The 25,330-nt window shown below is 38.5% G+C and carries 24 protein-coding genes, 1 tRNA gene and 2 pseudogenes; 18 read left to right on the top strand and 9 right to left on the bottom strand.

Going from position 1 to position 25,330, the window contains the following annotated elements:
- Positions 1 to 8: 8 nt before the first annotated feature.
- Positions 9 to 1,469: an efflux transporter outer membrane subunit gene (locus MKL51_RS05495; protein ID WP_017480756.1), complete on the top strand. Its 1,461-nt coding sequence runs from the start codon at positions 9 to 11 to the stop codon at positions 1,467 to 1,469.
- Positions 1,470 to 1,516: 47 nt separating this feature from the next.
- On the opposite strand, the gene glyA is transcribed toward MKL51_RS05495, so the two are convergent.
- Positions 1,517 to 2,770, bottom strand: a complete 1,254-nt coding sequence (gene glyA, locus MKL51_RS05500; protein WP_014207236.1) for a serine hydroxymethyltransferase — start codon at positions 2,768 to 2,770, stop codon at positions 1,517 to 1,519.
- A 60-nt stretch (positions 2,771 to 2,830) separates the two neighbouring features.
- On the opposite strand from glyA, the gene MKL51_RS05505 reads away from it, so the two are divergent.
- Positions 2,831 to 2,992, top strand: coding sequence for a hypothetical protein (locus tag MKL51_RS05505; protein ID WP_080612826.1), 162 nt, complete (start codon positions 2,831 to 2,833; stop codon positions 2,990 to 2,992).
- Positions 2,993 to 3,006: 14 nt separating this feature from the next.
- Here the strand turns inward: MKL51_RS05505 and MKL51_RS05510 are convergent.
- Positions 3,007 to 3,159: pseudogene (locus tag MKL51_RS05510) on the bottom strand (alpha/beta hydrolase); the annotation flags it as partial.
- Positions 3,160 to 3,277: 118 nt separating this feature from the next.
- On the opposite strand from MKL51_RS05510, the gene MKL51_RS05515 reads away from it, so the two are divergent.
- The 11 genes from MKL51_RS05515 (at position 3,278) to MKL51_RS05565 (ending at position 12,437) form a co-directional block, all read left to right on the top strand.
- The gene (locus MKL51_RS05515; protein ID WP_017480755.1) at positions 3,278 to 3,964 is read left to right on the top strand and encodes a putative quorum-sensing-regulated virulence factor; all 687 of its coding nucleotides are present in this window, start codon (positions 3,278 to 3,280) and stop codon (positions 3,962 to 3,964) included.
- 144 nt (positions 3,965 to 4,108) lie between these two features.
- A complete protein-coding gene (locus MKL51_RS05520) occupies positions 4,109 to 4,738 on the top strand; it encodes a hypothetical protein (RefSeq protein ID WP_080973558.1) in 630 nt (209 codons plus the stop codon).
- Positions 4,739 to 4,840: 102 nt separating this feature from the next.
- Positions 4,841 to 4,917, top strand: a tRNA-Arg gene (locus MKL51_RS05525).
- Positions 4,918 to 5,034: 117 nt separating this feature from the next.
- On the top strand, positions 5,035 to 5,970 hold the full coding sequence (locus MKL51_RS05530) for an ABC transporter ATP-binding protein (protein ID WP_002118101.1): 936 nt from the start codon (positions 5,035 to 5,037) through the stop codon (positions 5,968 to 5,970).
- The gene (locus MKL51_RS05535; RefSeq protein WP_270904193.1) at positions 5,967 to 6,740 is read left to right on the top strand and encodes an ABC transporter permease; all 774 of its coding nucleotides are present in this window, start codon (positions 5,967 to 5,969) and stop codon (positions 6,738 to 6,740) included. The genes MKL51_RS05530 and MKL51_RS05535 overlap by 4 nt, the downstream gene beginning before the upstream one ends.
- Positions 6,737 to 7,549, top strand: a complete 813-nt coding sequence (gene queF / locus MKL51_RS05540) for an NADPH-dependent 7-cyano-7-deazaguanine reductase QueF (protein WP_005068224.1) — start codon at positions 6,737 to 6,739, stop codon at positions 7,547 to 7,549. Before MKL51_RS05535 ends, queF begins: the two co-directional genes overlap by 4 nt.
- A gap of 23 nt (positions 7,550 to 7,572) precedes the next feature.
- Complete coding sequence (locus tag MKL51_RS05545) at positions 7,573 to 8,223, top strand: hypothetical protein (protein ID WP_002118229.1); 651 nt, start codon at positions 7,573 to 7,575, stop codon at positions 8,221 to 8,223.
- Positions 8,224 to 8,349: 126 nt separating this feature from the next.
- A complete protein-coding gene (gene rodA, locus MKL51_RS05550) occupies positions 8,350 to 9,492 on the top strand; it encodes a rod shape-determining protein RodA (RefSeq protein ID WP_005068220.1) in 1,143 nt (380 codons plus the stop codon).
- A gap of 19 nt (positions 9,493 to 9,511) precedes the next feature.
- Positions 9,512 to 10,513: a lytic murein transglycosylase B gene (mltB, locus tag MKL51_RS05555; protein WP_032005290.1), complete on the top strand. Its 1,002-nt coding sequence runs from the start codon at positions 9,512 to 9,514 to the stop codon at positions 10,511 to 10,513.
- A 289-nt stretch (positions 10,514 to 10,802) separates the two neighbouring features.
- Positions 10,803 to 11,414, top strand: coding sequence for a septal ring lytic transglycosylase RlpA family protein (locus MKL51_RS05560; protein WP_002118141.1), 612 nt, complete (start codon positions 10,803 to 10,805; stop codon positions 11,412 to 11,414).
- A gap of 573 nt (positions 11,415 to 11,987) precedes the next feature.
- On the top strand, positions 11,988 to 12,437 hold the full coding sequence (locus MKL51_RS05565) for an Mpo1 family 2-hydroxy fatty acid dioxygenase (protein WP_032004595.1): 450 nt from the start codon (positions 11,988 to 11,990) through the stop codon (positions 12,435 to 12,437).
- Between the two features lie 43 nt (positions 12,438 to 12,480).
- Here the strand turns inward: MKL51_RS05565 and MKL51_RS05570 are convergent, their stop codons facing one another.
- The 6 genes from MKL51_RS05570 to rpsB all read right to left on the bottom strand — a co-directional run bounded on the left by MKL51_RS05570 (position 12,481) and on the right by rpsB (position 16,851).
- The gene (locus MKL51_RS05570) at positions 12,481 to 12,798 is read right to left on the bottom strand and encodes an AzlD domain-containing protein (protein WP_016145923.1); all 318 of its coding nucleotides are present in this window, start codon (positions 12,796 to 12,798) and stop codon (positions 12,481 to 12,483) included.
- 1 nt (position 12,799) lies between these two features.
- On the bottom strand, positions 12,800 to 13,516 hold the full coding sequence (locus MKL51_RS05575) for an AzlC family ABC transporter permease (protein WP_032005283.1): 717 nt from the start codon (positions 13,514 to 13,516) through the stop codon (positions 12,800 to 12,802).
- A gap of 88 nt (positions 13,517 to 13,604) precedes the next feature.
- Complete coding sequence (locus MKL51_RS05580) at positions 13,605 to 14,429, bottom strand: helix-turn-helix transcriptional regulator (protein ID WP_005068210.1); 825 nt, start codon at positions 14,427 to 14,429, stop codon at positions 13,605 to 13,607.
- Positions 14,430 to 14,534: 105 nt separating this feature from the next.
- Positions 14,535 to 15,020 (bottom strand): DUF3465 domain-containing protein, encoded by a 486-nt coding sequence (locus MKL51_RS05585; protein ID WP_032005281.1) that lies wholly within the window; start codon positions 15,018 to 15,020, stop codon positions 14,535 to 14,537.
- A 65-nt stretch (positions 15,021 to 15,085) separates the two neighbouring features.
- Positions 15,086 to 15,961, bottom strand: coding sequence for a translation elongation factor Ts (gene tsf, locus MKL51_RS05590; protein WP_002118238.1), 876 nt, complete (start codon positions 15,959 to 15,961; stop codon positions 15,086 to 15,088).
- Between the two features lie 137 nt (positions 15,962 to 16,098).
- The gene (gene rpsB, locus MKL51_RS05595; RefSeq protein WP_002118204.1) at positions 16,099 to 16,851 is read right to left on the bottom strand and encodes a 30S ribosomal protein S2; all 753 of its coding nucleotides are present in this window, start codon (positions 16,849 to 16,851) and stop codon (positions 16,099 to 16,101) included.
- A 210-nt stretch (positions 16,852 to 17,061) separates the two neighbouring features.
- Here rpsB and map point away from each other — a divergent pair, with 210 nt between their 5' ends.
- The 4 genes and pseudogenes from map to MKL51_RS05615 all read left to right on the top strand — a co-directional run bounded on the left by map (position 17,062) and on the right by MKL51_RS05615 (position 22,349).
- Positions 17,062 to 17,889, top strand: a complete 828-nt coding sequence (gene map / locus MKL51_RS05600) for a type I methionyl aminopeptidase (protein WP_002118165.1) — start codon at positions 17,062 to 17,064, stop codon at positions 17,887 to 17,889.
- 204 nt (positions 17,890 to 18,093) lie between these two features.
- Positions 18,094 to 19,213 (top strand): annotated as a pseudogene (locus tag MKL51_RS05605) (OmpW/AlkL family protein).
- 404 nt (positions 19,214 to 19,617) lie between these two features.
- Complete coding sequence (locus tag MKL51_RS05610) at positions 19,618 to 20,964, top strand: MFS transporter (RefSeq protein WP_270904194.1); 1,347 nt, start codon at positions 19,618 to 19,620, stop codon at positions 20,962 to 20,964.
- Between the two features lie 170 nt (positions 20,965 to 21,134).
- Positions 21,135 to 22,349: an MFS transporter gene (locus tag MKL51_RS05615; RefSeq protein WP_032042287.1), complete on the top strand. Its 1,215-nt coding sequence runs from the start codon at positions 21,135 to 21,137 to the stop codon at positions 22,347 to 22,349.
- A 243-nt stretch (positions 22,350 to 22,592) separates the two neighbouring features.
- On the opposite strand, the gene sthA is transcribed toward MKL51_RS05615, so the two are convergent.
- A complete protein-coding gene (gene sthA / locus MKL51_RS05620; protein WP_002118117.1) occupies positions 22,593 to 24,005 on the bottom strand; it encodes a Si-specific NAD(P)(+) transhydrogenase in 1,413 nt (470 codons plus the stop codon).
- Positions 24,006 to 24,201: 196 nt separating this feature from the next.
- Here sthA and lipA point away from each other — a divergent pair, with 196 nt between their 5' ends.
- Complete coding sequence (gene lipA, locus MKL51_RS05625; protein ID WP_002118167.1) at positions 24,202 to 25,215, top strand: lipoyl synthase; 1,014 nt, start codon at positions 24,202 to 24,204, stop codon at positions 25,213 to 25,215.
- Positions 25,216 to 25,330 lie beyond the last annotated feature (115 nt).

Raw genomic sequence — 25,330 nt, forward strand, 5'->3', positions numbered from 1 at the left:
GATATTTGATGGCTACAGCAAAACAAAGCTTATTATTGTCCTCACTCATGGGAAGCCTGCTCCTTGCAGGCTGCTCTTTGGCACCTGAATATCAACCTGCAAAGGTCATAGTTCCCGTCAAATTTAAAGAGTCGGACGCTAAACTTGAGGATAATAACTGGAAAATTGCCCAACCCGCTGATCAGCAGCTTCGAGGTGAATGGTGGCGTGTTTTTAATGATGCTCAATTGAATGAGCTTGAACAACAGGCCATTTCTGGCAACCAAAGTCTAAAAGCCGCAGCGGCCAATATTCAGGCTTCACGTGCGTTACGTTCAGCAGCACAAGCTGAACGCTTGCCAAGTATTGGTGCTGGCTTTGGCCCAACTCGGCAAAAACCTTCTCCCGCTTCATTGGGTCTAGATGACAATGCTCATACGTCTGCACAGACCTTATGGCGTGCTCAAGCCAATGTTTCATATGAGCTCGATTTATTTGGCCGTATTGCCAGTAGTGTCAATGCAGCAACAGCTGATGTACAGCAACAGGAAGCTCTATATCAATCGGCGCTTCTAGCTTTACAAGCAGATGTTGCCCAAGGCTACTTTCTCATTCGTCAGCTTGATGCTGAACAAGCAATTTATAATCGCACCATTAAGTTACTTGGCGAGACGCGCGACTTGGTTCAAACACGTTTTAGAAATGGTTTAGTCAGTGAATTAGATGTTTCTCGCGCACAGACCGAACTTGCTACAGCACAAACGAGCGCATTAAATATTGCTCGCAACAGAGCCAATGCAGAGCATGCACTTGCAGTATTGTTAGGCAAAACACCAGCTGAGTTTAGCTTGGCAGTTCAACCTTTAACTGCAAACAGCATTCGTCTTCCAGCAGGTTTACCTTCGGCTTTACTTGAAAGACGACCTGACATTGCGGCTGCCGAGCGTGCTATGGCAGCAGATAATGCGCGTATTGGAATTGCGCGTGCTGCTTTCTTCCCAAAACTGGACCTAACTGGTGCCCTCGGTTATGAATCATCAAGTTTAGGTGAGTTGGGTAAATGGTCGAGCCGTACATTCTTGCTTGGTCCTGTGGCAGGTACTATTTTGTCTTTGCCATTATTTGACGGCGGGCAACGTAAGGCTGGAATTGCTCAAGCACGAGCTGCCTATGAAGAAAGCGTTGCAAACTATCGCCAAACTGTATTGAATGCATTTCGCGAAGTTGAAAATGGTTTATCAGATCAAAGAATTCTTGATCAGCAAATTCAGGCTCAAAGCCAAGCACTCTCTTCTTCTCGTCATGCAAATCAATTGTCTCATTTACGTTATCGAGAAGGTGCGATTAGCTATCTTGATGTGATTGACTCAGATCGGACTATTTTGCAACAAGAGCAACTTTCTGCACAGCTAAACGGCAGTAGAATGATGGCTAGTGTAGATTTAATCCGCGCATTAGGGGGTGGATGGCAGGCTGTTTCAACTAATTAACGTGACATAAAAAAAGCGCCATATGGCGCTTTTTTTATATTTACAACTTATTGTGCGTATACAGGGAATTTTGCACAAAGCGCTTCAACTTTCGCTTTTACTTCAGCAATAACTTTTTCGTCACCTTTGCTGTCAATCACGTCAGCGATCCAACCAGCAAGTTCACGAACTTCGGCTTCACCAAAACCACGAGTTGTTACTGCTGGAGTACCGATACGGATACCAGAAGTCACAAATGGAGAACGTGGATCATTTGGAACTGAGTTTTTGTTCACAGTAATGTGAGCAGCACCTAACCAAGCATCTGCATCTTTACCAGTTACGTCTTGTTTGATTAAAGATAACAAGAACAAGTGGTTGTCTGTACCACCAGAAACAACATCATAACCACGAGCGATGAATACTTCAGCCATAGCTTGAGCATTTTTCACAACTTGTTGTTGGTAAGCTTTAAAGTCATCAGACATAGCTTCTTTGAAGCAGATTGCTTTAGCAGCAATCGCATGCATCAATGGACCGCCTTGGTTACCAGGGAATACAGCTGATTGAAGTTTTTTCTCGATTTCTTCATTCGCTTTCGCAAGGATTAAACCAGAACGTGGACCACGAAGTGTTTTGTGAGTCGTAGTTGTAGTTACGTCAGCAATTTGAACTGGGTTTGGATATACGCCAGCAGCTACAAGACCTGCAACGTGAGCCATATCAACAAAAAGGTAAGCGCCAACTTTGTCCGCGATGTCACGGAAACGTTGCCAATCTACAACACGGCTATAAGCAGAGAAACCAGCAACGATCATACGCGGCTTGTGCTCTAATGCTAAACGTTCAACTTCTTCGTAATCGATCTCGCCAGTTTCAGCGTTTAAACCGTATTGAACTGCATTATAAGTTTTACCAGAGAAGCTTACTTTAGCACCGTGAGTCAAGTGACCACCGTGAGCCAAGCTCATACCTAAAACAGTATCGCCTGGGTTAAGAAGCGCTAAATAAACAGCAGAGTTAGCTTGTGAACCAGCGTGTGGTTGAACGTTTGCGTAATCTGCACCAAAAAGTTCTTTAGCACGATCAATCGCCATTTGCTCGATGATATCCACATACTCGCAACCGCCATAATAGCGTTTGCCTGGATAACCTTCTGCATATTTGTTCGTAAGTTTTGATCCTTGCGCTTCCATCACAGCAGGAGAGCAATAGTTTTCAGATGCAATTAACTCGATATGTGCTTCTTGACGCTCACCTTCAGAAGCAATTGCTTGAGCTAATTCTGGATCAAATTCAGAAATGGAAATATTGGCAAACATTAGCGGGGGTCCTATAAATTAGGGCTTTTAAGCCGTGCTAAGATTGCGGCATATTGTAGCATGAACTTTATAATTAAACAGAATGAAGTTAGCTCAGTTTTAAATAAAAATGGCTCAAGTTTTATAAAAAATGAGCCATTGTTTATAAATCAAATAAAAAGCTGCTTTAAAGCTTATATTTTAAATTTTTCTAGCGTTTATTTTAGCTTAGAAAAACATTAAAAATCCTTTAACTATCAATAACCATATTGAGCCATCAGTAAAGTCTGAACATTTCCAACAATATTATCTACATTACTGCTCATCACCGTGCCATGGTCCCAGTTACCCGTCACATAACTATTAATTTTAGTGCCTACGACAGTGGCATTAGATATCAATAAAACTGTTTTCCAACCAAATATCTAGTAGCCTACTTTAATCTAATTCTTTCCTTAGAAAATGTTTTAAAGTAGATAGCCAACTGTTAACATTCTTGATTACTCGTGATTGTTTAAAGGGCCAGTTATGCAAACCATTATTTTAGATACAGAAACACATACGCTAAATGGTTTGCCTATTGAAATTGCGTATGCACCAATTGAAATTAACGAAGGTAAGCTGACTTTAGATAAGAGCAAATTGTTTGATCAACTTTATCAGGTTGGTGCACCTATCTCTTACGCGGCTATGGCAGTACACCATATATTAGAGTCAGATTTAGAAAACCAACCCCACTATAAAAACTTTAAATTGCCAGAAACTACAACTTATATTATTGGTCACAATATTGATTACGATATTGCTGCGATTGCTCGTTGTGGTGTAGATGTTTCTCATATCAAACCGATTTGTACACTAGCTTTAGCACGCAAAACTTGGCCTGAAGCAGAAGCACATAATATTTCAGCACTCATCTATATGATTTCTCAAGGCAGCAGTAAAGCGCGAGAATTGCTCAAAGGCGCGCACCGAGCCGATGCGGATATTATTTTGACTGCTAATATTTTGATGCATATTGTCTATCATTTAAATATTCAAGACATTGAAGAGCTTTACCGAGTTTCTGAAGAAGCACGTATCCCTACGACTATTAATTTTGGTAAGCATAAAGGCACAGCAATTGCTGAACTTCCTAAAGACTATATTCAATGGTTATTACGTCAAGATGAACTTGACATCTATTTACGTAAAGCGTTAGAAGGCGCATTTTAAAGTCTTAAATAGATGATATTCATCAATTCTTCATTATATTGTCATTTTTGAGTTTTATCGTTAACCCCATTTATATTTTATTAAAAACAGTACTGTTCAACCAAGAAAATTGGACAGTCTGATTTATTTTTTATTTGGGGAAAAATGATGGCTGGTTTTTATCGAACTAATTTAGGAAGAGTCGCGCTTCAACAACGCAACATTACTTTAAATGCAAAACAAAGACGTTTACTACTATTAATAGATCACGAGGATTTTCAAAATTTAAGTAGCGAATTTAAAAAACGTATTGCATCTCCAGAGCTTATTCAACAGCTTATCGACTTAAAACTCATTGCTCCTTCTGGCGAAAATTATTCAGAATTAAATGAACAAATATCTTTCCCACAATCATCCATAACTCCAATAGAAGCTCATCAAAAAAATACTATTGATGATAATAAAAGTGGCGATATAGTTGGAGAAATTCAGGTTACTCAATCATCATCTTTTCAACTTTCACCTACTGAAATTACCCAGCCATCAATTCCAGTTCAACAGCTCTCTTTTAAAGAGATACAACAGTTGATGAAGCAAAGCTTGAGTCAATATTGTGGGCTTATGGCAAAACCACTTATTCAGAAAATAGAGCAAATAAAAACGCTTCAAGAGCTTAAAATGTGCCAAATGCAATGGATTACCAGCTTACAGGAGTCGCGTATTCCGCCTAATGAGCTAGCACATACGCTTCATTCTATTAATTATTCAATTCAACTTATTCAACAACGCAACTAAAAAAACAACAAGCTGCTGTTTAATTAAGCATTAAACTCACTTGTTACCTATTTCGTGCTTTACCTATTGGTGTTTTTTTCCTATGATGTGGCCCACACATGTGCGCTCGTAGCTCAGTTGGATAGAGTACAGGTTTCCGAAGCCTGGGGTCGTGGGTTCGATCCCCGCCGGGCGCACCAGTTTATATATAATAACTTCATAAATTTATCTCAATTTTATAAAATTCCGACTATTTTACTTGGTTTATTAATCATTATCGCTCAAAATATACCCCTCTTTCATAATGTGAGAATTTCATGACTGATGCTTTGGTTTTAAGAGATTTGTCCAAAACATATCGTAATGGTTTTCAGGCGTTAAAAGGTATTAACCTCACTGTGCCTGAAGGTGAATTTTATGCGTTGTTAGGCCCAAATGGTGCCGGCAAATCAACAACCATTGGTATTATCAGTTCCCTCACGAAAAAAACCGAAGGAACAGTTGAGATTTTTGGACACAATCTCGACACTCATCCATCCTTGGCAAAACAACAACTTGGCGTTGTCCCTCAAGAATTTAACTTTGGACAGTTTGAAAAAGCGTTCGATATTTTAGTCACCCAAGCTGGCTATTACGGCATTCATAAAAAGATTGCAGAAAAACGTGCCGAACATTATTTAGAAAAGCTAGGCCTCTGGGAAAAACGCAATATACAAGCACGTATGCTATCAGGTGGTATGAAGCGCCGACTCATGATTGCACGTGCTATGATGCATGAGCCTAAACTTCTTATTTTAGATGAGCCTACTGCGGGTGTTGATATTGAATTACGCCGCTCTATGTGGGATTTTCTAACCGAAATGAACGAAAGTGGTACTTCTATTATTTTGACTACACATTATCTCGAAGAAGCAGAAATGTTATGTCGTCAAATTGCTATCATTGACCGCGGTGTCATTAAAGAAGACACCAGCATGAAAAGTTTCTTAAACCAGCTGAGTGAAGAGTCTTTTATTTTCGATTTGGCAGAACCCATTGCCCCACTCCAGTTAAATATTATTGGTGTGAAGTTCAACTTAATTGATAGCAGCACTTTAGAAGTGACAATGGATAAGGCCCATACATTAAATGACTTATTCCAGCTTTTAGAATCACAAGGTATTCGTGTTCGTAGTATGCGAAACAAATCGAACCGTCTAGAAGAGCTATTCGTCAAAATGGTCGAGAAAAATCTTGAAGGAGAGGCAAAATGAATTTTAGCCAACTGCAAATTGCCCTCTGGACTCTAGTTCGTAAAGAAGTACGCCGATTTCTACGTATTTGGCCGCAAACCTTGTTACCACCTGCGATCACGATGAGTTTGTACTTTGTCATTTTTGGTAATTTGGTTGGTTCGCGCATTGGACAAATGGGCGGCGTGAGCTACATGCAGTTTATCGTACCCGGCCTCATCATGATGGCGGTTATTACCAACAGTTATGCTAACGTATCTTCAAGTTTCTTTAGTGTGAAATTCCAAAAGAGCATTGAAGAACTGATTATGAGTCCTGTGCCACTACATATTATTTTGTGGGGCTATGTCATTGGTGGTATTTGCCGTGGTGTATTGGTCGGAGCAATTGTGACAACAATGAGCATGTTCTTTACAGACCTTTTTATACATAACTGGTTTGTGACTATATATACAGTCTTAATTACATCTGTTTTATTTTCCTTAGGCGGCTTCATTAATGCAGTCTATGCAAAATCATTTGATGATATTTCTATTATTCCAACTTTTGTCCTTACACCTTTAACCTATTTAGGTGGTGTGTTCTATGCCATTAGCGCACTTGGCCCTTTTTGGCAAAAACTTACTTTAATTAATCCTATTGTGTATATGGTTAACGCTTTCCGTTTCGGCATTTTAGGTCATAGTGATGTGAACGTTACGTTCTCTTTAATCATTGTGACATTATGCTGTGCTGTACTTTACGGAATTGCCTACTATTTACTTGCTCGTGGTTCAGGAATGCGTGAATGAGTGTCGAACAGTCTTTATTGGGTAAAGAAACTCAATATCCAACTAACTATCAACCTGATGTTTTATTTCCAATTGCTCGTGCTCAGTCTCGTGAAGCTTACTCGCATATTGAAGGTATTACGCAAGGTAAAGATTGGTGGCATGTTTTTGAAATTTCATGGTTAAACGCTCATGCCATCCCGCAAGTTGCTATTGGCAGAATTACACTGCCAGCTTCTTCACCAAATTTGATTGAATCAAAGTCATTAAAACTTTACTTCAATAGCCTTAACTTCACTCAGTTTGACTCTAAACAGTCGTTTATTGAAACGGTTGAAAAGGATCTATCTGCTGCGGCAGGTACAAAAGTTGAGTTAACCTTATTTCAAGTAGATGATTTAGAGATTTCTAAGCCTCAAGGCATTTGTATTGATGACCTAGATCCAGAGCGTTTAGAGCAACATCCAGATGCGACTCTTTTAAAACGAGATGCGTCTGATGAAGAAGTCGAAATTGAACTGTATTCTCATCTTTTAAGAAGTAACTGCCCAGTCACGGGACAACCGGATTGGGGTACAGTTTTTATCCGTTTTAAGGGCAAAAAACCTTGTTATCGTAGTGTTTTAGCTTATATTATCTCGTACCGTCAGCATAACGGCTTTCACGAACAGTGTGTCGAGCAGATTTTTGCTGATATTTGGCAAAATTTGCAGCCTGAGAAGCTGATGGTTTATGCAACTTATACTCGTCGCGGCGGACTTGATATTAACCCTTGCCGAGTATCGGATCTTTCATGGATGCCAAAACCGATTCGATTGGCACGACAATAAAACGAATAATTTGAGGATACACCATGCCGTTTTTTGGTTTTACCCCTTCTGAAGGCTTATTGAACGATATACAAACTGGAATTGCGAACAAAAATTCTAGTGAGCCTTTATATCCACTTCGCGATAAGATTGCTTTACAACTTAATGAAGAGATTATTGATAATGTCTTAATTCAGTTAGTTCAGCACTTCCCTGCAAGTGAAAAGCGCGATACTGCCGAAAAACTAGCAGGCTATGTCAAATCAACAGTCGCTGTTCTTTTAAAACAATTGTTAAGCAAAGCGCCAAACGATGTTGTTAAACAGTCAGTAGAGTTCTCTGAAAAAAGCTTATTTAAAGATCCACAAGGTCAATATAAAGTAGGTGTAACTCTAGATCCTAGTTTAGTCACTAATCTTCAGCATAACTTCACTGAGCTTAAGGCGGGTAACGATATCAATAAAGCTGCATTGGCTGAACTGTATAAACAGTTTGGAGATGCTATGGTTAAACATTTTATGTCTGATTTTAATAAGACATTAGACCTTGGCATGATTAAGCGTAAAGCAGCTGATATTGGTGCGGCAGCTGTAACAAAAGCAGTTCATATTGCGATCGATAAACTGATCCCTAGCTTAAATCGCACTGAACTAAAAGCGATGGCTGAATATCACGAAAGTCTATTCTTTAACTAATAAAAAGTAGCCTATCGGAAACCTAGCGAGAGCTAGGTTTTTTTATTGCAAAATATTGATATACATTGCCATTAATCAGGTTTATGTTAGCATGCGCCAAGCACTGATTGACCTAGTTAACGCCGCATGTCTCCTAGCCCACAATATAAGTTTTTACGCCAAGCTCCTCGAGATGGTCTTAGCACCGCTATGCAACCATCAAGGTGGCAACAACTCCACATTGACCCGTGGTTATGTCTATTTTTGCTATTAAATGCGCTATTAGGTTTAACCGTACTATATAGTGCTTCGGCACAGGATGTAGGTCTGGTCAGTAAACAAGCCATGAGTTTTGGTATTGGCTTTTTAGTGATGTTTGGTCTAGCCCAAATTCCGCCTAAGGTCTATCAAGCGTTTTCCCCATACTTTTATTTGTTCGGCCTATTTTCGCTTGTGGCAGTTATGGTATTCGGTGAAGTCCGAATGGGTGCTCAGCGCTGGATTGATATTCCCGGTTTCGGGAGTGTCCAACCCAGTGAGTTCATGAAAATCGGCATGCCGATGATGATTGCATGGTTTTTAGCACGAAAACCTCTTCCCCCTAGTTTTTCACAAGTTGTTTTATCATTAATGTTAATTGGTATTCCCTTTTTACTGATTGCAGAACAACCTGACTTAGGAACATCACTTTTAGTATTAGCAAGCGGTATATTTGTCTTATTTTTAAGTGGACTATCATGGCGAATGATTGGTGCAGCTGCCGCATGTGCAGCAATCGTAATTCCAATTGCGTGGGAATTTCTTTTACACGACTATCAACGCCAAAGGGTTTTAACCTTACTTGATCCAGAGGCAGATGCACTCGGTACGGGTTGGAATATTATTCAATCTAAAACTGCAATTGGTTCTGGTGGTTTTTCAGGTAAAGGTTTCCTTGAAGGCACCCAATCACATTTACACTTTTTACCCGAAGGACATACTGACTTTATTATTGCTGCATATTCCGAAGAATTTGGGCTCATCGGTGTACTTATTTTAGTAATCCTTTATTTTGCGATTATTTTTAGAACATTCCAGATCGGTTTACAAAGCTTCCATAACTATGGACGTTTAGTTGCTGGCGCCTTTGGTTTGTCTTTTTTTGTTTATGTATTTGTAAATGCGGGAATGGTCAGTGGTATTTTACCTGTAGTAGGTGTTCCTTTACCTTTTATGAGTTATGGCGGAACAGCTATTATTACTTTAATGGCCACCTTTGGTTTAGTCATGTCCATTCATACACATCGATAATCTGGAATTTTAAAACGATATGTTGTCTCAACACTTAAATAAAACTTTAAAAATGCTCGCTTTGTGTACTGGCTTAATCAGTACAAGTCATTTCGCTCAGGCCAACGATTTTGCAACACATCCTGATTATTTAAATTTTAAACAAAAAACGATGAATGCTTATGGTTTAAGTAGCGATCAAGTTGATGCAGCCATGAGTGGCGCAAAAAATTTACCAAACATTCTAAATATTATGACTCGTCCAGGTGAAAGTAAGCCTTGGTATGATTATCGTTCTATGTTCTTGGTTGAAGGCACAATTCAACGTGGTGTCCGTTTTAAAAATCAATATGCAGATGCATTAAATCGCGCAGAACAACAATATGGCGTATCTAAAGCTGTCATTTTAGGTATTTTGGGCGTTGAAACAGGTTATGGCGCAAATAAAGGTTCTTTTATTACACGTGATGCTTTAGCTACCCTTGCTTTTGGCTACCCTCGCCGTGCTGAATATTTTGGTGATGAGCTAGCTGCTCTTATTGCATGGACTTATAAAGAAGGCTACCCAACAAATAGTATTGTAGGTTCCTATGCAGGTGCGATTGGCTATCCACAATTTATGCCAAGCAATATTAGTAAATATGGGGTGGATTATGACGGTAATGGACATATCGACTTAAGAAACTCAGCAGAAGATGCTATTGGATCAATTGCAAACTACTTAGCAAAACAAGGTTGGCAACGCGATCAACCGATCGGGTTTATGGCTCGTTACACTGGGTCAAATCCAGAAAGTATTATTGCTAAAGATTTAACGCAACCTTTCCCATATGGTGCACTAAAGACACTCGGTATTTCTCCATTAAATCCTTTAGTTAAAATTGATGATCTCGATATGGTAAATGTTATTCAATTACAAGACTATAATGGACCAATTTACTATTTAACTTACCCGAATTTTCAAGTGATTACGACTTATAATAAGAGCCGTATGTACGCTACTGCTGTATGGTTATTAGGCACCGAAGTAGCTAGCCGATAGGCTAGCTTTTTTATACTTTATGTAAAAGTCAATAAATATTTTTGTTAAATAGATCACAATACATACATTTTTAATAACTTGTTACATTATTGATTATTTTTTAACCTAAAACTGTAAGTTTTTGCCCTTTTTGTAAAGATTTCTCGTTAAAGACTAGACACTCTCCGTAACCGATGAATATTATCCACCCCAATATAGCAATTGCAAAAGTGAATAATAAGGCATGTTCACTTTAAATTTCAGTCAATGGCTGAAAGAAAAAAGTACATGTTCTCAGGAGTTTATACAAATGCAGTTATCGCTGAAATACGTTCTTGCACTGACGGCTAGTTTAAGTATGGCCCCACTGCACGCTGAAATGGTGCAGTCATCATCATTAAACAGTGATGTAGATGGTCCTAATCTAGCAGCACGTGTATTGAGTAAAGATACTCAAAACTTTAATTCTCGTTTTTCTAACATTAACAGTCTTTCAATCACTGAACGTTCTGGCGATCAAATCCGTCGTCAAGCTATCGCAGCAAAAATTGAAATCCCTGAAGATGAGCCTTCAGTGATTGAAAAACTTAACACAGTAGCTTCAAACACTGTTCGTAAGTTTAGCCAAACTGGTATGGCATCTTGGTATGGCCGCCAGTTCCATGGTCGTAAAACTGCAAGTGGTGAAACATTCGACATGAATGCTTTAACTGCTGCTCACCGTAGCCTACCGTTGAACTGTTACATTCGAGTAACGAATAAAGACAATGGTAAAAGTGTGGTTGTAAAAGTAAATGACCGTGGTCCTTTCCATGGCAACCGTGTACTTGACCTATCATACGGTGCAGCTAAACGTCTTGGTATTACCAATGCTGGTACAGCTAAAGTAAATATTGAGCGTGTTGATGGCCCAACTTCATAAGTTATAGCCTCTCGAGTTCATGTAAAAAGCCGCAATTTTTTCTGCGGCTTTTTTATATTTTAAGTTATCAAAATAATTCCTAACGTAAAGTTAAAAAATCCTCTTTTTTTGACCCTTATCCAGCTCTGAATTTGAATATTTTTTAAACAAAAAACTATGTTTATTTAATACCAGTTAATTTTACGTCTAATTTGCGTTTAGAGCGTCTTTTTTAAATTTGCGCTACCCTAGTACCATTTTTCCAAAATAAAGGCTATTTATGGCGTTTTTAGAGTAGATGAGTAGAGCTTTTTCATACAATTTTCCCATCAATCTCAAAATTACGCTTTTTTAGATGATTTCATCATCTAGCAACACAGAAAAAATATTATGAAAAATAGCCCCATTCTTGTGGTCGAATTGTCCACCTTGTCAATCACACTCGCTTTATTTTTTCATTTGCCCTTTCTTAGTTTTTTTAATACAACGCTCCCTATAGTTGAATAGTGTTAGTTTCTTGTCGAGATCCTCAAGAACAGGCTAAAATATACTCAAAAAAAATAAATCAAAGTTAAAACAAGGAGTGTGCTACTAATGAAATCCATTACTGAATGGTTTGATGAATATAGCGAAAGTCATCAAAATCCAACCAATAAACAAATTCACTGGCTTTGCGTTCCCGCCATTTTATTTTCTATTATTGGAATCATTGCACATTTCAGCACATTGCTTACTGCTTTATTACTTGTGTTGACCTTAGTATTTTATGCACGTTTAGATCTTGTACTTGCTGTGGCAATGGCTGCTTTACTTGTTGTTATGGCATGGCTCATTTATACCCTACCTGTAGGAGTCGGGTTTTATATCGCTATTTTTGTGATTGCTTGGGTTGGACAATTTTACGGACATAAAGTCGAAGGCAAAAAACCTTCGTTCTTTAAAGATTTACAATTCCTACTAATTGGACCAGTTTGGTGTATGGATGCTTATCTCTCAAAAATTTTACCTAAATGGAAAAGCAGACAACAACAAGCTCCTGCTTAAAGATTAAATTAAAGCTGAATCCTTTCGATTCAGCTTTTGCATGTTAGTAATTTATTAGAAAATTTATAAAATAAAAAAATCCTAAACTTGCTATCACACTTAAAAGAACTTTTTTTAGGTACATAGCGATTACAATACAAAAGATTGCTGCATAAATATAAGGATTATTTATCACGCCTCTTAAATGATTACCATCGAAAAAAATAACTGGAATACAAATTGCAGTTAACAAACAAGGTGCAGAATAGTTAAGCATCTTATTCAGAATAAGCGGCAGTTTAATTTTTACTTGAGGTTCTAAAAAATAATAGCGATTAAAAAAGACGATTGCTGCCAAGCCTAAAATCATAAACCAAGACATATTATTGCTCCTTACCTATTTTTTCAGTTAAAACAGCAATTAACATTCCCATTAATCCTGAAAGTAAAATCGCACCCTCAATTTGATAAAATTTAAATAAAAACCCACTTAAACAAGTTGTTAGCACACCAACTATGACTGGAAATCCTTTACATAACGGCACAATCATGGCAATAAAAATAGCAACAATCGAAAAATCCAAATGGTAATTTAAAAGATCAGGTATCACTGTCGCCAGCAGTATTCCCACCAAACTAAAAGCAACCCAAAATAAATAAAAACATAAACCGGCTCCCAACAGATATTCCGAACTTCTTTTTTCAAATGGAGCACTCACCGCAAACAATTCATCTGTTAATAAAAAGCCTAAACTCAATCGTTTAGGTAAAGACAAAATAGAAATGTCATTTCTTAAAGTTAATGCATAAATAAAATGCTGAGCCGTTAAAAAGAAAATAGTCAAATAAATTGTAAAAACAGAAGCACCTTCCATAGCCATGCTTAAACTAACCAACTGAGCAGCTCCAGCAAAGACGAGTCCAGACATTGCTAATGCTTTATAGAAAGATAATCCTGCATGAATTGCCATAGATCCCGCTAAGATTGCCCACGGAATAACAGAAATTGATAAGGGCAAAATATCCATTACACCACGTAAAAATAAATAGGATGGCTTATTTTTTGAAAACCCAACCGGCTGATTAAGCTGAATATTCATATATAAAATCCAATATAAGAAACATCTCTATACCATGCTTGATGAGTGCCGACTTATATTGGATAAAATTGCTTTAAAACTAATTTATTTATATGTTCAAACTTGCTACATATTGAGTGGGTGTGACGCCCATTGCTTTTTTAAAGTGACGGTTAAAATGGCTTTGGTCAGAAAAACCACATTGTTGTGCCACCATGGCAATTTGGTCCCCCTGTTTTAATAACTGTCTTGCTTTTTGTAAACGTGCTTGTACAAGCCAAGCGTGAGGTGGCAGACCTACATATTTTTTAAATTGCCTTAAGAAATGCCAAGCGCTCAAGCCGACCATGTCAGCCAAATCTTGTAAAGAAAAGTTTGTTTCAGGCATTTCTACGAGTAATTCTTTAACTCTTAATATTTTTGAATATGCTTCTGGTAACTCACAAAAAGTATGATTTGATTTACCATGTCTCTTCATAAGACAAGCTAACGTTGTTAAATACATCGTTTCTTTGAGTAGAAAATTATCTTTTTGTTCTAATAAATCAAAAAGTAAGCAAAGCTGTTGAGCCAAACCTAGGTCGCGAATCACAGCTTGAGGAAACCATGGTGCTCCATGTGGGTTTTCAAAAAAATCTTGACTAACTTCTGCTAACATTTCAGGTGTTGGATAGATCGCTCGATAACGCCACCCTGACTCAACAGCCGATGAACCAGTATGAATTTCGTCAGCGTTTACTAAAATAATGTCGCCTTTAGGAGCTACATGCAGCTGTCCCGTCCTAAAAAAAGACTGTGCTCCCTCTTCAATCACACCAATACAGTACCCTTCATGAGTATGCTTTGAAAATTGTGTTTGGTGATAATGTGCTTTTAATAACTCTAAACCGCCCAACTCTCGCACATGCAGATAATCGGCTTGCTCCCGCTGCATAAATACGTCTCATCTATTCAATAAAAAAACCATAGCATGTTTTAATAAACTGAATAGAACAAAATTGCTCTATGAAAATAATCTGATTAAACGTTCACGTGAGCTTTATTGATAGATCTGTCCGTCATGTTTAAGCCATCCACCTTCATGACGACCTTGTGGATCGTGATGAGTCCAATGTAGTACACCACCTTTTGGGTTGTACTCATATTCGCCATAAAACTCAACGATGTCACCTTTATTTAGATTAGAAATTTTAGGTGCCAAATCGATATTATGTGCAACCAAAATTGAAAGACCATTTTTTAATACTAGAATGAATTTCTGGTGTCTTGACCCATCATTATCATCTCTTAAAATTGTTTTGACTCGACCTCTTCCCTGCACTTGAACATTACTTTGTCTCTGCTCATAAGCAGCTTTTACAGTGTCCACCCCATTATTTAAAAATGTAGTTTCATTACGCTGAGCTGCGGGTATAGTTGATGAGGGTGATTGACTTTGCTTATGCCCAGATAAATCTAGACCAAAATACGCAGCAATCAATAAAATAATCACACCAGCAATACTGAGATTTTTTTTATTTGTCATTGTATACCCTTATTTTAACTGAGATAAAAAAAGCCCCAATGGGGCTTTTTTTATTGTGATACGAATTACTTCGCAGCAGCTTGAGCAGCAGCAACTTCTTCAGCGAAGCTAAGTTCTGCTTTCTTCTCAATACCTTCACCAACTTCGAAACGTACGAATTCAGCAACAGTAGTACCAGTTGCTTTTAATACATCAGCAACTTTCTTGTCGTTGTCGATTACATACATTTGACGATCAAGAGCAACTTCGTTCAAGTATTTATCAACTGAACCAGTTACCATTTTCTCAACGATGTTAGCTGGCTTACCAGATTCTAACGCTTTCGCTTCAGCAATTTCTTTTTCTTTAGCGATAAGGTCAGCAGGAACAGCTTCAGCATTTACAGCTACTGGGTTGAATGCAGCAACGTGCATTGCAATACCTTTACCAGTATCAGCATCACCAGTATAAGAAACTACAACACCGATTTTTAAACCGTGTTTGTAGATAGCCAAGTTTTCGCCTTCAACGATTTTCGCACGACGAACTTGGATGTTTTCACCGATTTTTTGAACAAGTGCAATACGAGCTTCTTCAACTGATTGACCGTCTGCTAATTTTAATTCAGCGATTTTAGCAGCATCAGTTTCACCAGCAGCTAAAGCGGCAGTAGCAACAGCTTTTGAGAAGTTAGAGAAGTTTTCGTCTTTAGCAACGAAGTCAGTTTGACAGTTAACTTCAACTAAAATTGCTTTGTTGCCTTCTTGAACGATTGTGATTGCACCGTCAGCAGCAATGTTACCAGCTTTTTTAGCAGCTTTAGCTTGACCAGATTTACGAAGGTTATCAATAGCAAGCTCGATGTCACCGTTCGCTTCTGTTAATGCTTTTTTGCATTCCATCATTGCAAGACCAGTACGGTCACGTAATTCTTTTACCATGCTTGCAGTAATTGCAGTCATGTTGATCTCCTAAAATCGGTAGAAAATAAATCTTTTCAACAAAAACGGCCCAAAGAAACTCTGGGCCGTTTGCACTCTCGACGCTTAATTTGCCACCATTACATGTCGCAAAAATGACAAGCCTGCGTCAAAACGCATTAAGCCTCAGAAGCGTCTTTCGCAGCGTCATCGCCTTTTGCTTGAGCGTTCGCTTGAGATTGAGCGTATTCTTTACCAGCAAGAATTGCGTCAGCCATAGCTGAAGCATATAGAGTTACTGCACGGATCGCATCGTCGTTACCAGGAATAACGTAATCAACGTTGTCTGGGTTAGAGTTTGTATCAACGATACCGATAACAGGAATACCTAAGTTCTTCGCTTCTTTGATTGCAATCGCTTCGTGATCAACGTCGATTACAAATAATGCGTCAGGTAAACCACCCATGTTTTTAACGCCGCCTAAAGAGCGCTCAAGTTTTTCCATCTCACGAGCACGTTCTAAAGCTTCACGTTTAGTAAGCTTAGCAAAAGTACCATCTTGAGATTGAGTTTGAAGATCTTTTAAACGGTTGATAGATTGGCGAAGTGTTTTCCAGTTCGTCAACATACCACCTAACCAACGGTGATCTACATATGGTTGACCAGCGCGTTGAGCTTGTTCACGGATGATGTTAGAAGCAGCACGTTTTGTACCAACGAACAAAACTTTGTTCTTTTTGCTTGCTAATTGGTTAGCGAAGTTCAAAGCATCATTTAACGCAGGAACAGTGTGCTCAAGGTTGATGATGTGAATTTTGTTGCGCGCGCCAAAAATGTATTGACGCATTTTTGGGTTCCAGAAACGAGTTTGGTGACCAAAGTGCGCACCTGCTTGAAGAAGGTCGCGCATGCTTACGTTGTAATCTGCCATTTTCTTTACCTTAAAAGTTGGGTTAGGCCTCCATATATCCGCATTCTCCACCTTTTTACGGGCACCCAGAGTAATGTGACGATATATGTGCGGATTTTTTACTCCATCTATCAAAATTGTTCGTAAAAGATATTCACGAAAAGCATTTGATAAAATGGGCGGCTATTTATACCATAGACACTTGTAAATTACCAAAAGTTTTTAGAGATCATGAACAGTACTTATACAGCTCCACGTCGATTAATCAAAACTCCAGATGAAATTGAAAAAATGCGCATTGCAGGACGACTGGCGGCTGAAGTTCTAGAGATGATCAAGCCCCATATTAAGGCAGGTGTAAGTACACTTGAACTTGATACCATTTGTCGTAATCACATTGAAAATGTGCAACATGCTATTCCTGCATGTGTAGGCTATGGTGGAGCTCCTGGGCGCCCTGCTTTTCAACACTCTATTTGTACTTCGGTTAACCATGTTGTCTGTCATGGTATTCCCTCTGAAAATAAAATTTTAAAAAATGGTGACATCCTTAATATTGACGTTACTGTCATTAAAGATGGTTATCACGGCGATACCAACATGATGTATGTCGTTGGTGGTGAAACTTCTATTTTAGCCAACCGTCTATGCAAAGTTGCTCAAGAAGCGATGTATCGTGGGATGGCAACTGTTAGAGATGGTTCATATTTAGGTGATATCGGCCACGCAATCCAAAAGTATGTCGAATCAGAACGTTTTAGTGTAGTACGCGAATATTGTGGTCACGGTATTGGAACTGTTTTCCATGATGAACCTCAAGTACTCCATTATGGTCAAGCTGGTACAGGTATGCGTTTAGAAGCAGGTATGACTTTTACGATTGAACCTATGGTAAATGCTGGCGTATGGCAAACTAAATTGTTAGGTGACAAATGGACTGTCGTAACCAAAGACCATAAACTTTCAGCTCAGTATGAACATACTATTTTAGTCACCCAAACAGGCATTGAAGTCTTAACTGCTCGTCCTGAAGAAGACTTATCTCGCTTCAACCAATAATTTAAAAAACTTAAATAAAAGGCTACTTTGTGTAGTCTTTTATTATTTATTATGTACTTTTTATTAATAAATCTTTCTAAATATAAACAAATATTTCAAAAAAATTACAATTATTAATTTTTAATACACAATTATTTCAATAAAACGCGTTATGGTGAGCTCAATAAAAATCAGTAAACAAATGCTCGGACATGGAGTCCTTTTATGATGAAAAAGTCATTATTTTGTATGACAGTTGCCTTTTTTGCTCTGCCAACATTCACTTATGCCGCTTCACCATATTTTAGTTTTAAAGATGGCGATGGCTTCAAACGTTTTTCTGTCTCTGCTGGTTGGCTCCATGCTATGCCTCAAGGCTCAGGAAACCCTGTCAATATCAATACTAGCGTTGCAGAAGGTACAACATCTAAAGTTGGAGATGTATCTACAAAAGCCGTTTTAGATGCAATCGACCAAAGTAAAACTTCAGGAAAATTCTGGTATAGCACTATTAGCCTTCTTGATAAGTTTACAGACACTCTTCCCTCATCACTTGCAGGTACAGCAGAAGTTAATGGTCTTTCTCAATGGCAACAACAAGGTTCTGGCTTAGAAGCTGCTGATGTTGATACTGTTGGTCTTATGTTTAATTACAACTTTACGGACAATTTATCTTTAGAAATTAAAGGTGGTATTCCTCCTAAAGTAGATATTAATGGAAAAGGTAATATTTACGCTCCCCTTTCTGGAAAAGCGACTCCACTAAAAGATGGATCTTCGATTGGAGGAATCATAGGAGATGGAATTTCCAAGGCAGGTGGAGATATTCCTTTAAAACAAGACCTGCATATTACTGATCTTTCTCAGGGGGGGTAAGGCTGCGACTGCTCGTGCATGGTTACCAGCCGTTGAACTACATTATCAATTTGGTAAATCAGGGGTAAATAAGTTCCGTCCTTATATCGGGGCTGGCGTGATGTATGCATACTTTAATGATTTAAAAATGAATCCCGGTATTGAGGCCGATTTAATTCAAGCGGGTCACATGATCCAGAATATCCATGATGGTAAAGCAGGTGCAGCATTAGATCGAAAAACATCATCAGCAAACCCTATCGTTAAACTAGAAGCAACCGATACTTTTGCCCCTATTGTGACTTTAGGTGCATCTTATGACTTCAACCCAAACTGGTTTGCTGTTGGTTCAGTTTCATATTCCAAAATGAATAATGAAGCAAAAATCTATGTGACTGACCAAAATACAGGTAAAGAGCTAATTAAAGCGAATACCAAAATTGATATTGACCCCCTCATTACATATGTTGGTGTCGGTTACCGCTTCTAATTTTTGTGTCACCCAAAGCTATAAAAACTTATGCATGTTTTTATAGCTTTCTTTTTTTTACATTTTGCTTCTTTTTAAATCAAAATGCTAAAAAAATGAGCACTTTTATAAAGCCGATAGAAAAAATTTACCGTATTCCTCTCTTATGAGCATTTACTGATTTATTTCTATTTTTTAATTAATTTTATTTTTAATAAACTAACCCAATAGAATTAGAAAGTAATTTTTCCTTTTTAGTAAAAATAATTTTTTGGCACGACCCTTGCTTTATTTACAGCATGATGAGTCAACGATGATTCAATGAATAAACCAAGACGGCCAACGATGTCCGCTCTGATCGGTCTGCAGATAGGCAATAAATTGCCATGCAAATTAAAATTTCGTTCAGTTCAGAGGGACGGCGTATGTCTTCAAATATCAATCTAGATGCAAAAAAAGCAACTGAAATAAAATTATTTAGCTTTTCTACTCCTGCAATGCGCGCTTTCCACATGACTTGGCTCGCATTCTTTGTGTGCTTCTTCGCATGGTTTGCTTGCGCACCACTCATGCCGGTTATTAAAGGTGAGTTCGGCTTAACCAAAGATCAAATTGCCAATATCAATATTGCCGCCGTTGCAATTACGATTTTAGTAAGACTCGTTGTCGGTCCGCTTTGTGATAAATATGGCCCGAGGATTACCTATACAGCCCTTCTCTTGCTTGGCAGTATTCCTGTATTTGGCGTTGCTGCTGCTAACAGTTATGAGTCTTTTTTATTCTTCCGCTTACTGATTGGTGCAATTGGCGCAAGCTTTGTTATTACGCAATATCATACAAGCGTTATGTTTGCACCTAATGTTGTAGGTACAGCAAATGCGGCAGCAGCTGGTTGGGGTAATGCTGGTGGCGGTGCAACCCAAGCTCTAATGCCTTTATTACTTAGTGCAATTGTCATGTTCGGTGTCGAACAAACTATGTGTTGGCGTGTTGCATTAATCGTACCAGGCGTAATGATGGTCATTGTTGGTATTCTTTATTGGAAACTCACCCAAGACTGTCCTCAAGGAAACTTCAAAGAAGTCCGCGCACAAGGTATTGAAGTTGGCAGTGGTAAAAAAGGTGGCATGGCAATTTTGATGCAAGCTGCTCGTAACTACCGTGTCTGGATTTTATTTGTGGCTTACGGTGCATGTTTCGGTATTGAAATTTTTATCCATAACGTTGCAGCAATGTACTATGTTGATCACTTCAAAATGGATTTAAAAACTGCTGGTTTAACCGCGGGGATATTTGGTCTTCTTGCACTCTTTGCTCGTGCACTTGGCGGTATTATTTCCGATAAAGTCGCACTCAAAAAAGGTTTAGATGGCCGTACTAAAGTACTAGTACTCATGATTTTAGGTGAAGGTTTATTCTTAATTCTTTTCTCTCAAATGAATGTGATAGCTCTTGCAATTATTTCTATGACGATTTTTGCCCTGTTTACTCACATGGCTTGTGGCGCGACATATGCTCTTGTACCATTTATTGATCGTAATGCATTAGGTGGTGTTGCAGGCATTATTGGTGCAGGTGGTAATGTTGGTGCAGTTGCAGCTGGTTTCTTATTAAAAGGTGTACTCGATATTCAAACTTGTCTATTTATTTTAGGTGGGTTGGTTATAATCGCTGGCTGTAGCGTAATTCTAATTCGCTTCACGACTGAACATAAAGAAAAAGAACAAGTACTTTTTGAACAAGCATTACTTGAACGTAATTCCGCAGCATAATTTCTACAAGAAGCAGAGATCAAAATGGTGTCTGCTTCTTTAATTTCCTTCTCATAAAATACGATCCTTAAGAACTTTTTAATTCTTCTTAAATATTCCCTCTAACTATATCGATATTTTTCGATATATCTTCTACAATAAATCATCATTATTATAATTTTCCATTAATCATGACTAAAACTGGCAACCAATTTTCTCAGTCCCTCATCTATATGCTGATTGGCAGTGCAATTATTTTGGCCCTTTCATTAGGTGTCCGTCATGGTTTCGGTCTCTACCTTGTACCCATGAGCCATGAATTTGGCTGGGGACAGCATGTTTTTAGTCTTGCGATAGCCATGCAGAACCTGATCTGGGGAGCTGTTCAGCCTTTTACCGGTGCAATTGCAGATAAATATGGCAGTAAAGTTGTAGTTGCTGTTGGTGGCTTACTTTATACCCTAGGCCTACTTTTAATGGCTTTTAGTTCAAGTGTACTCATTTTGAATTTAAGCTTAGGTCTTATTATTGGTTTAGCTTTATCAGCAACCTCTTTTACGGTTTTACTGAGTGCAGTAGGCCGAGCTGCCCCTCCAGAAAAAAGAAGTATGGCAATGGGTATTGCCAGTGCAGCAGGCTCTTTTGGTCAGTTTATTATGCTACCTTCCACCCTTCTCTTGCTTAAAACGGTAGGATGGTCGTCAGCTTTAATGGTGAGTGCGCTGTTAATTGCGTTTATCATTCCCCTAGCATGGATGCTAAAAGGACCAAGCAATCAAACGCTAAAAGCAATTGTTCAACCTCAACTCACATTTAAACAAGTACTGAATATTGCTAGAAAACATAAGCCGTTCTGGTGGTTAGCTTTAGGCTTTTTAGTGTGTGGATTTCAGGTGGTCTTTTTAGGTGTTCATCTGCCGGGCTATTTAATCGATCACGGCTTTGATGCAGCTACAGGCACTGTGTTTCTGGCACTAGTTGGACTATTTAATATTGTGGGGACTTATGGTGCTGGTTGGTTAGGAGATCGTTTCTCAAAACCTAAATTATTGATGGCACTTTACGGTAGCCGTGGCATCGCAATCATCGCCTTTTTATTATTACCTCTAAGCACTTATACGGTATATGCTTTTGGCGTCATTATGGGACTTTTATGGCTCTCTACAGTTCCACTTACCAACGGCATTGTAGCGAATATGTTCGGTGTTAAATACCTTTCAATGTTAAGTGGTATTGTGTTTTTCACCCATCAAGTCGGTTCTTTCTTTGGCGGTTGGCTTGGCGGTGTTAACCATGACTTAACAGGTAATTACAATGCGATTTGGCTATGTTCAATAGCTTTGAGTATATTAGGGGTAATCGTACATTTCTTTGTAAATGAGGAGGCTGTTATTCATGACGCATAATGCCTTACTTTTGAAAACAATTATGACTTTGCTCGTGATTACTCTGCTGGCATGTTCAATCATTTTATGGAAACAAACTCCTGATTTATTTGTATATTTCAATCAAGCATTTTGTGCCCACTAGAGATATAGACAGCCAGACGCATACTGCAAATTGTCATAAAAATATAAAAAACCTATGGTCTAATGAAAATAAAAAAGCCCGCAAGTTTGCGGGCTTTTTTATGGAAAACTTATTTAAAATCAAAACAAACGATTCATACCATTAAGCGCAGCTACACGATATGCTTCTGCCATTGTTGGATAGTTAAACGTTGTTTCAACAAAATATTTCAGAGTATTGTTTGGGCTGTGCATAACTGCTTGCCCAATGTGGATAATTTCGGCAGCGTTATTACCAAAACAATGAATACCTAAAATTTCCATAGTGTCGCGGTGGAAAAGAATTTTTAACTCACCCACTGTATCACCAGTAATTTGCGCACGAGCCAAATGACGGAAAGAAGCTTGACCTACTTCATACGGAATTTTCTCTTCCGTTAGTTCCTGTTCATTTTTACCAATTGATGAGATTTCTGGAATGGTATAGATACCTGTTGGGATATCACGTACTGGCTTCGCATCTTCACCACTCATGTTTGCGCCAGCACAGCGCCCTTGGTCATAAGCAGCAGAAGCAAGTGATGGCCAACCAATCACGTCACCAGCAGCATAAATATTTTCAACTTCAGTTTGGTATTGATCATTTACTGAAAGTTGACCACGGTTATTTGGTACTAACCCAACATTCTCAAGACCTAAGCCTTCTGTGTTACCTGAACGGCCGTTACACCAAAGAATCGCATCGGCTTTAATCTTTTTACCACTTTGTAAATGCAGTACAACATGGTCATCAAACGTTTCAAGATGATCCATTTGCTCATTGTGACGAATCAATACACCTTGTTCACGTAAGTGATAAGACAAAGCATCAGCAATTTCATCATCTAGATAACTTAATAATTTTTGCTGAGTATTAATCAAGTCAACTTTATGATCTAGACCAATAAAGATTGAGGCATATTCACAGCCAATAACACCTGCGCCGTAAATAATGATTTTTTGAATTGAATAATCAAGATCAAGGATTTTGTCCGAATCGAATACGCGAGGATGATCAAAGTCTAAACCTTGCGGATGATAAGGACGACTACCTGTAGCAATCACAATTTGCTTACAGATAATTGTTTCTTTAATGCCTTCATGGCTAAAAACTAAAACTGTATTTTTATCTTGAATATATGCACGGCCGTGGAATACACCGATTTTATTGCGATCGTAAAAACGTGTATGCGTATCAACCTGTTGTTGAATTACTTTGTGTGCATTACGCAAAACCTGTTTCATGGTGAACTGTTTCCATTCACCTACTTTTTGAAACATTGGATCGCGCTGATAGCGAATAATACTAGAAACTGTTTGACGTAATGCTTTACTTGGAATGGTACCAACGTGTGCACAGTTACCACCCAGTTGATCACGCACATCTACAATTGCAACACGCTTACCCGCTTTTGCAAGCTTCATTGCCGCGCCTTCACCTGCAGGTCCAGAACCGAGAACTACCGCATCGTATTTAACGAAATTCCCACTAACGACCTCTTTTTTACGTGGCATTGAAAGCTCCTTCCTCACTTGAATGACCATATTTTATAATAAATTATGGCTAATATGCGGTGAATTTATGTATTTCTCAACCCTATATTTCTGAATAACCACATTTATTATATGAATAGTTATTTTCCGCTATTAACTGCAGAAGTTCGCTATAATACAATGTCAATGTCTCTATAAACGAGTGGAAAAGTTAAATATGTCAGAACACCGTAAACCTGAACAGGGTGTAAAACTTCGTGGCGCAGAAAAAGTCGCAAGAATTCCTGTAAAAGTTGTACCTACGGTTGAAGTGCCGCGTAAACCTGACTGGATTCGTGTCAAGATGACGGCACCAGAAGAAGTTCAGCGTATTAAAACCACTTTACGTGCTCAAAAACTCCATACCGTTTGTGAAGAAGCTGCTTGTCCAAACCTACCAGAATGTTTTGGTGGTGGTACAGCAACATTCATGATCATGGGTGATATTTGTACACGTCGTTGCCCTTTCTGTGATGTAGCACATGGTCGTCCAAATGCACTCGATGCAGATGAACCTCGTCACATGGCAGAGACAATTGCTAATCTTAAGCTCAAATATGCGGTAATTACTTCGGTTGACCGTGATGACTTACTTGACGGCGGTGCACAACACTTTGTGGACTGTATTAAAGAAGCTCGTGCACTAAGCCCAAATACATTGCTTGAGATTTTAGTACCAGATTTCCGTGGACGTATGGACATTGCTTTACGCATTATGACTGAATGTCCGCCAGACGTATTTAACCACAACATTGAGACTGTGCCACGTCTATATAAAGCAATGCGTCCAGGTTCAGACTATCAACATTCTTTAAACTTATTAAAAATGTTTAAAGAATATTGTCCTGACATCCCAACAAAATGCGGTTTGATGGTGGGTATCGGTGAAACTGAAGAAGAAGTTATTGCATTGCTTGATGACTTGCGTGCTCATGATGTTGACTATGTGACTATTGGTCAATACTTACAACCTTCTAAACAACACGCGCCAATTGACCGCTTTGTAACGCCAGAAGAGTTCGAACGTTATGCAGAGCATGGCCGTAAACTTGGTTTTAGAAATATTTGGTCTGCACCAATGGTTCGTTCAAGTTACTTTGCTGATCGTCAATACCACGGTGAACCAGTACCGGAAGTTCGTCGCAAAGTAGATCCAGCTAAAAAAATCGCTGTTCAAGTTGTCGAAGCTTAAAATTTAAATATCTATAAAAGCCCTCTACTTCAGAGGGCTTTTTATTTGTATAAGAAAATCAATAACATTTCTTGACAAATCGATAAAACAACCCATTACACTTTCACTTAAAAAT

Source organism: Acinetobacter sp. AOR18_HL (assembly GCF_027855145.1).
GTDB classification, from domain to species: domain Bacteria; phylum Pseudomonadota; class Gammaproteobacteria; order Pseudomonadales; family Moraxellaceae; genus Acinetobacter; species Acinetobacter pittii.

Excerpts from the sequence above, each read along its gene's own strand:
- MKL51_RS05530 (WP_002118101.1), top strand. The coding sequence starts at position 5,035 with ATGACTGATGCTTTGGTTTTAAGAGATTTGTCCAAAACATATCGTAAT.
- MKL51_RS05560 (WP_002118141.1), top strand. The coding sequence starts at position 10,803 with ATGCAGTTATCGCTGAAATACGTTCTTGCACTGACGGCTAGTTTAAGT.
- MKL51_RS05495 (WP_017480756.1), top strand. The coding sequence starts at position 9 with ATGGCTACAGCAAAACAAAGCTTATTATTGTCCTCACTCATGGGAAGC.
- MKL51_RS05565 (WP_032004595.1), top strand. The coding sequence starts at position 11,988 with ATGAAATCCATTACTGAATGGTTTGATGAATATAGCGAAAGTCATCAA.
- mltB (WP_032005290.1), top strand. The coding sequence starts at position 9,512 with ATGTTGTCTCAACACTTAAATAAAACTTTAAAAATGCTCGCTTTGTGT.
- MKL51_RS05545 (WP_002118229.1), top strand. The coding sequence starts at position 7,573 with ATGCCGTTTTTTGGTTTTACCCCTTCTGAAGGCTTATTGAACGATATA.
- map (WP_002118165.1), top strand. The coding sequence starts at position 17,062 with ATGAACAGTACTTATACAGCTCCACGTCGATTAATCAAAACTCCAGAT.
- sthA (WP_002118117.1), bottom strand. The coding sequence starts at position 24,005 with ATGCCACGTAAAAAAGAGGTCGTTAGTGGGAATTTCGTTAAATACGAT.
- MKL51_RS05520 (WP_080973558.1), top strand. The coding sequence starts at position 4,109 with ATGATGGCTGGTTTTTATCGAACTAATTTAGGAAGAGTCGCGCTTCAA.
- MKL51_RS05570 (WP_016145923.1), bottom strand. The coding sequence starts at position 12,798 with ATGTCTTGGTTTATGATTTTAGGCTTGGCAGCAATCGTCTTTTTTAAT.
- lipA (WP_002118167.1), top strand. The coding sequence starts at position 24,202 with ATGTCAGAACACCGTAAACCTGAACAGGGTGTAAAACTTCGTGGCGCA.
- MKL51_RS05515 (WP_017480755.1), top strand. The coding sequence starts at position 3,278 with ATGCAAACCATTATTTTAGATACAGAAACACATACGCTAAATGGTTTG.
- tsf (WP_002118238.1), bottom strand. The coding sequence starts at position 15,961 with ATGACTGCAATTACTGCAAGCATGGTAAAAGAATTACGTGACCGTACT.
- rpsB (WP_002118204.1), bottom strand. The coding sequence starts at position 16,851 with ATGGCAGATTACAACGTAAGCATGCGCGACCTTCTTCAAGCAGGTGCG.
- glyA (WP_014207236.1), bottom strand. The coding sequence starts at position 2,770 with ATGTTTGCCAATATTTCCATTTCTGAATTTGATCCAGAATTAGCTCAA.
- queF (WP_005068224.1), top strand. The coding sequence starts at position 6,737 with ATGAGTGTCGAACAGTCTTTATTGGGTAAAGAAACTCAATATCCAACT.
- MKL51_RS05610 (WP_270904194.1), top strand. The coding sequence starts at position 19,618 with ATGTCTTCAAATATCAATCTAGATGCAAAAAAAGCAACTGAAATAAAA.
- rodA (WP_005068220.1), top strand. The coding sequence starts at position 8,350 with ATGTCTCCTAGCCCACAATATAAGTTTTTACGCCAAGCTCCTCGAGAT.
- MKL51_RS05505 (WP_080612826.1), top strand. The coding sequence starts at position 2,831 with ATGAACTTTATAATTAAACAGAATGAAGTTAGCTCAGTTTTAAATAAA.
- MKL51_RS05615 (WP_032042287.1), top strand. The coding sequence starts at position 21,135 with ATGACTAAAACTGGCAACCAATTTTCTCAGTCCCTCATCTATATGCTG.
- MKL51_RS05575 (WP_032005283.1), bottom strand. The coding sequence starts at position 13,516 with ATGAATATTCAGCTTAATCAGCCGGTTGGGTTTTCAAAAAATAAGCCA.
- MKL51_RS05580 (WP_005068210.1), bottom strand. The coding sequence starts at position 14,429 with ATGCAGCGGGAGCAAGCCGATTATCTGCATGTGCGAGAGTTGGGCGGT.
- MKL51_RS05535 (WP_270904193.1), top strand. The coding sequence starts at position 5,967 with ATGAATTTTAGCCAACTGCAAATTGCCCTCTGGACTCTAGTTCGTAAA.
- MKL51_RS05585 (WP_032005281.1), bottom strand. The coding sequence starts at position 15,020 with ATGACAAATAAAAAAAATCTCAGTATTGCTGGTGTGATTATTTTATTG.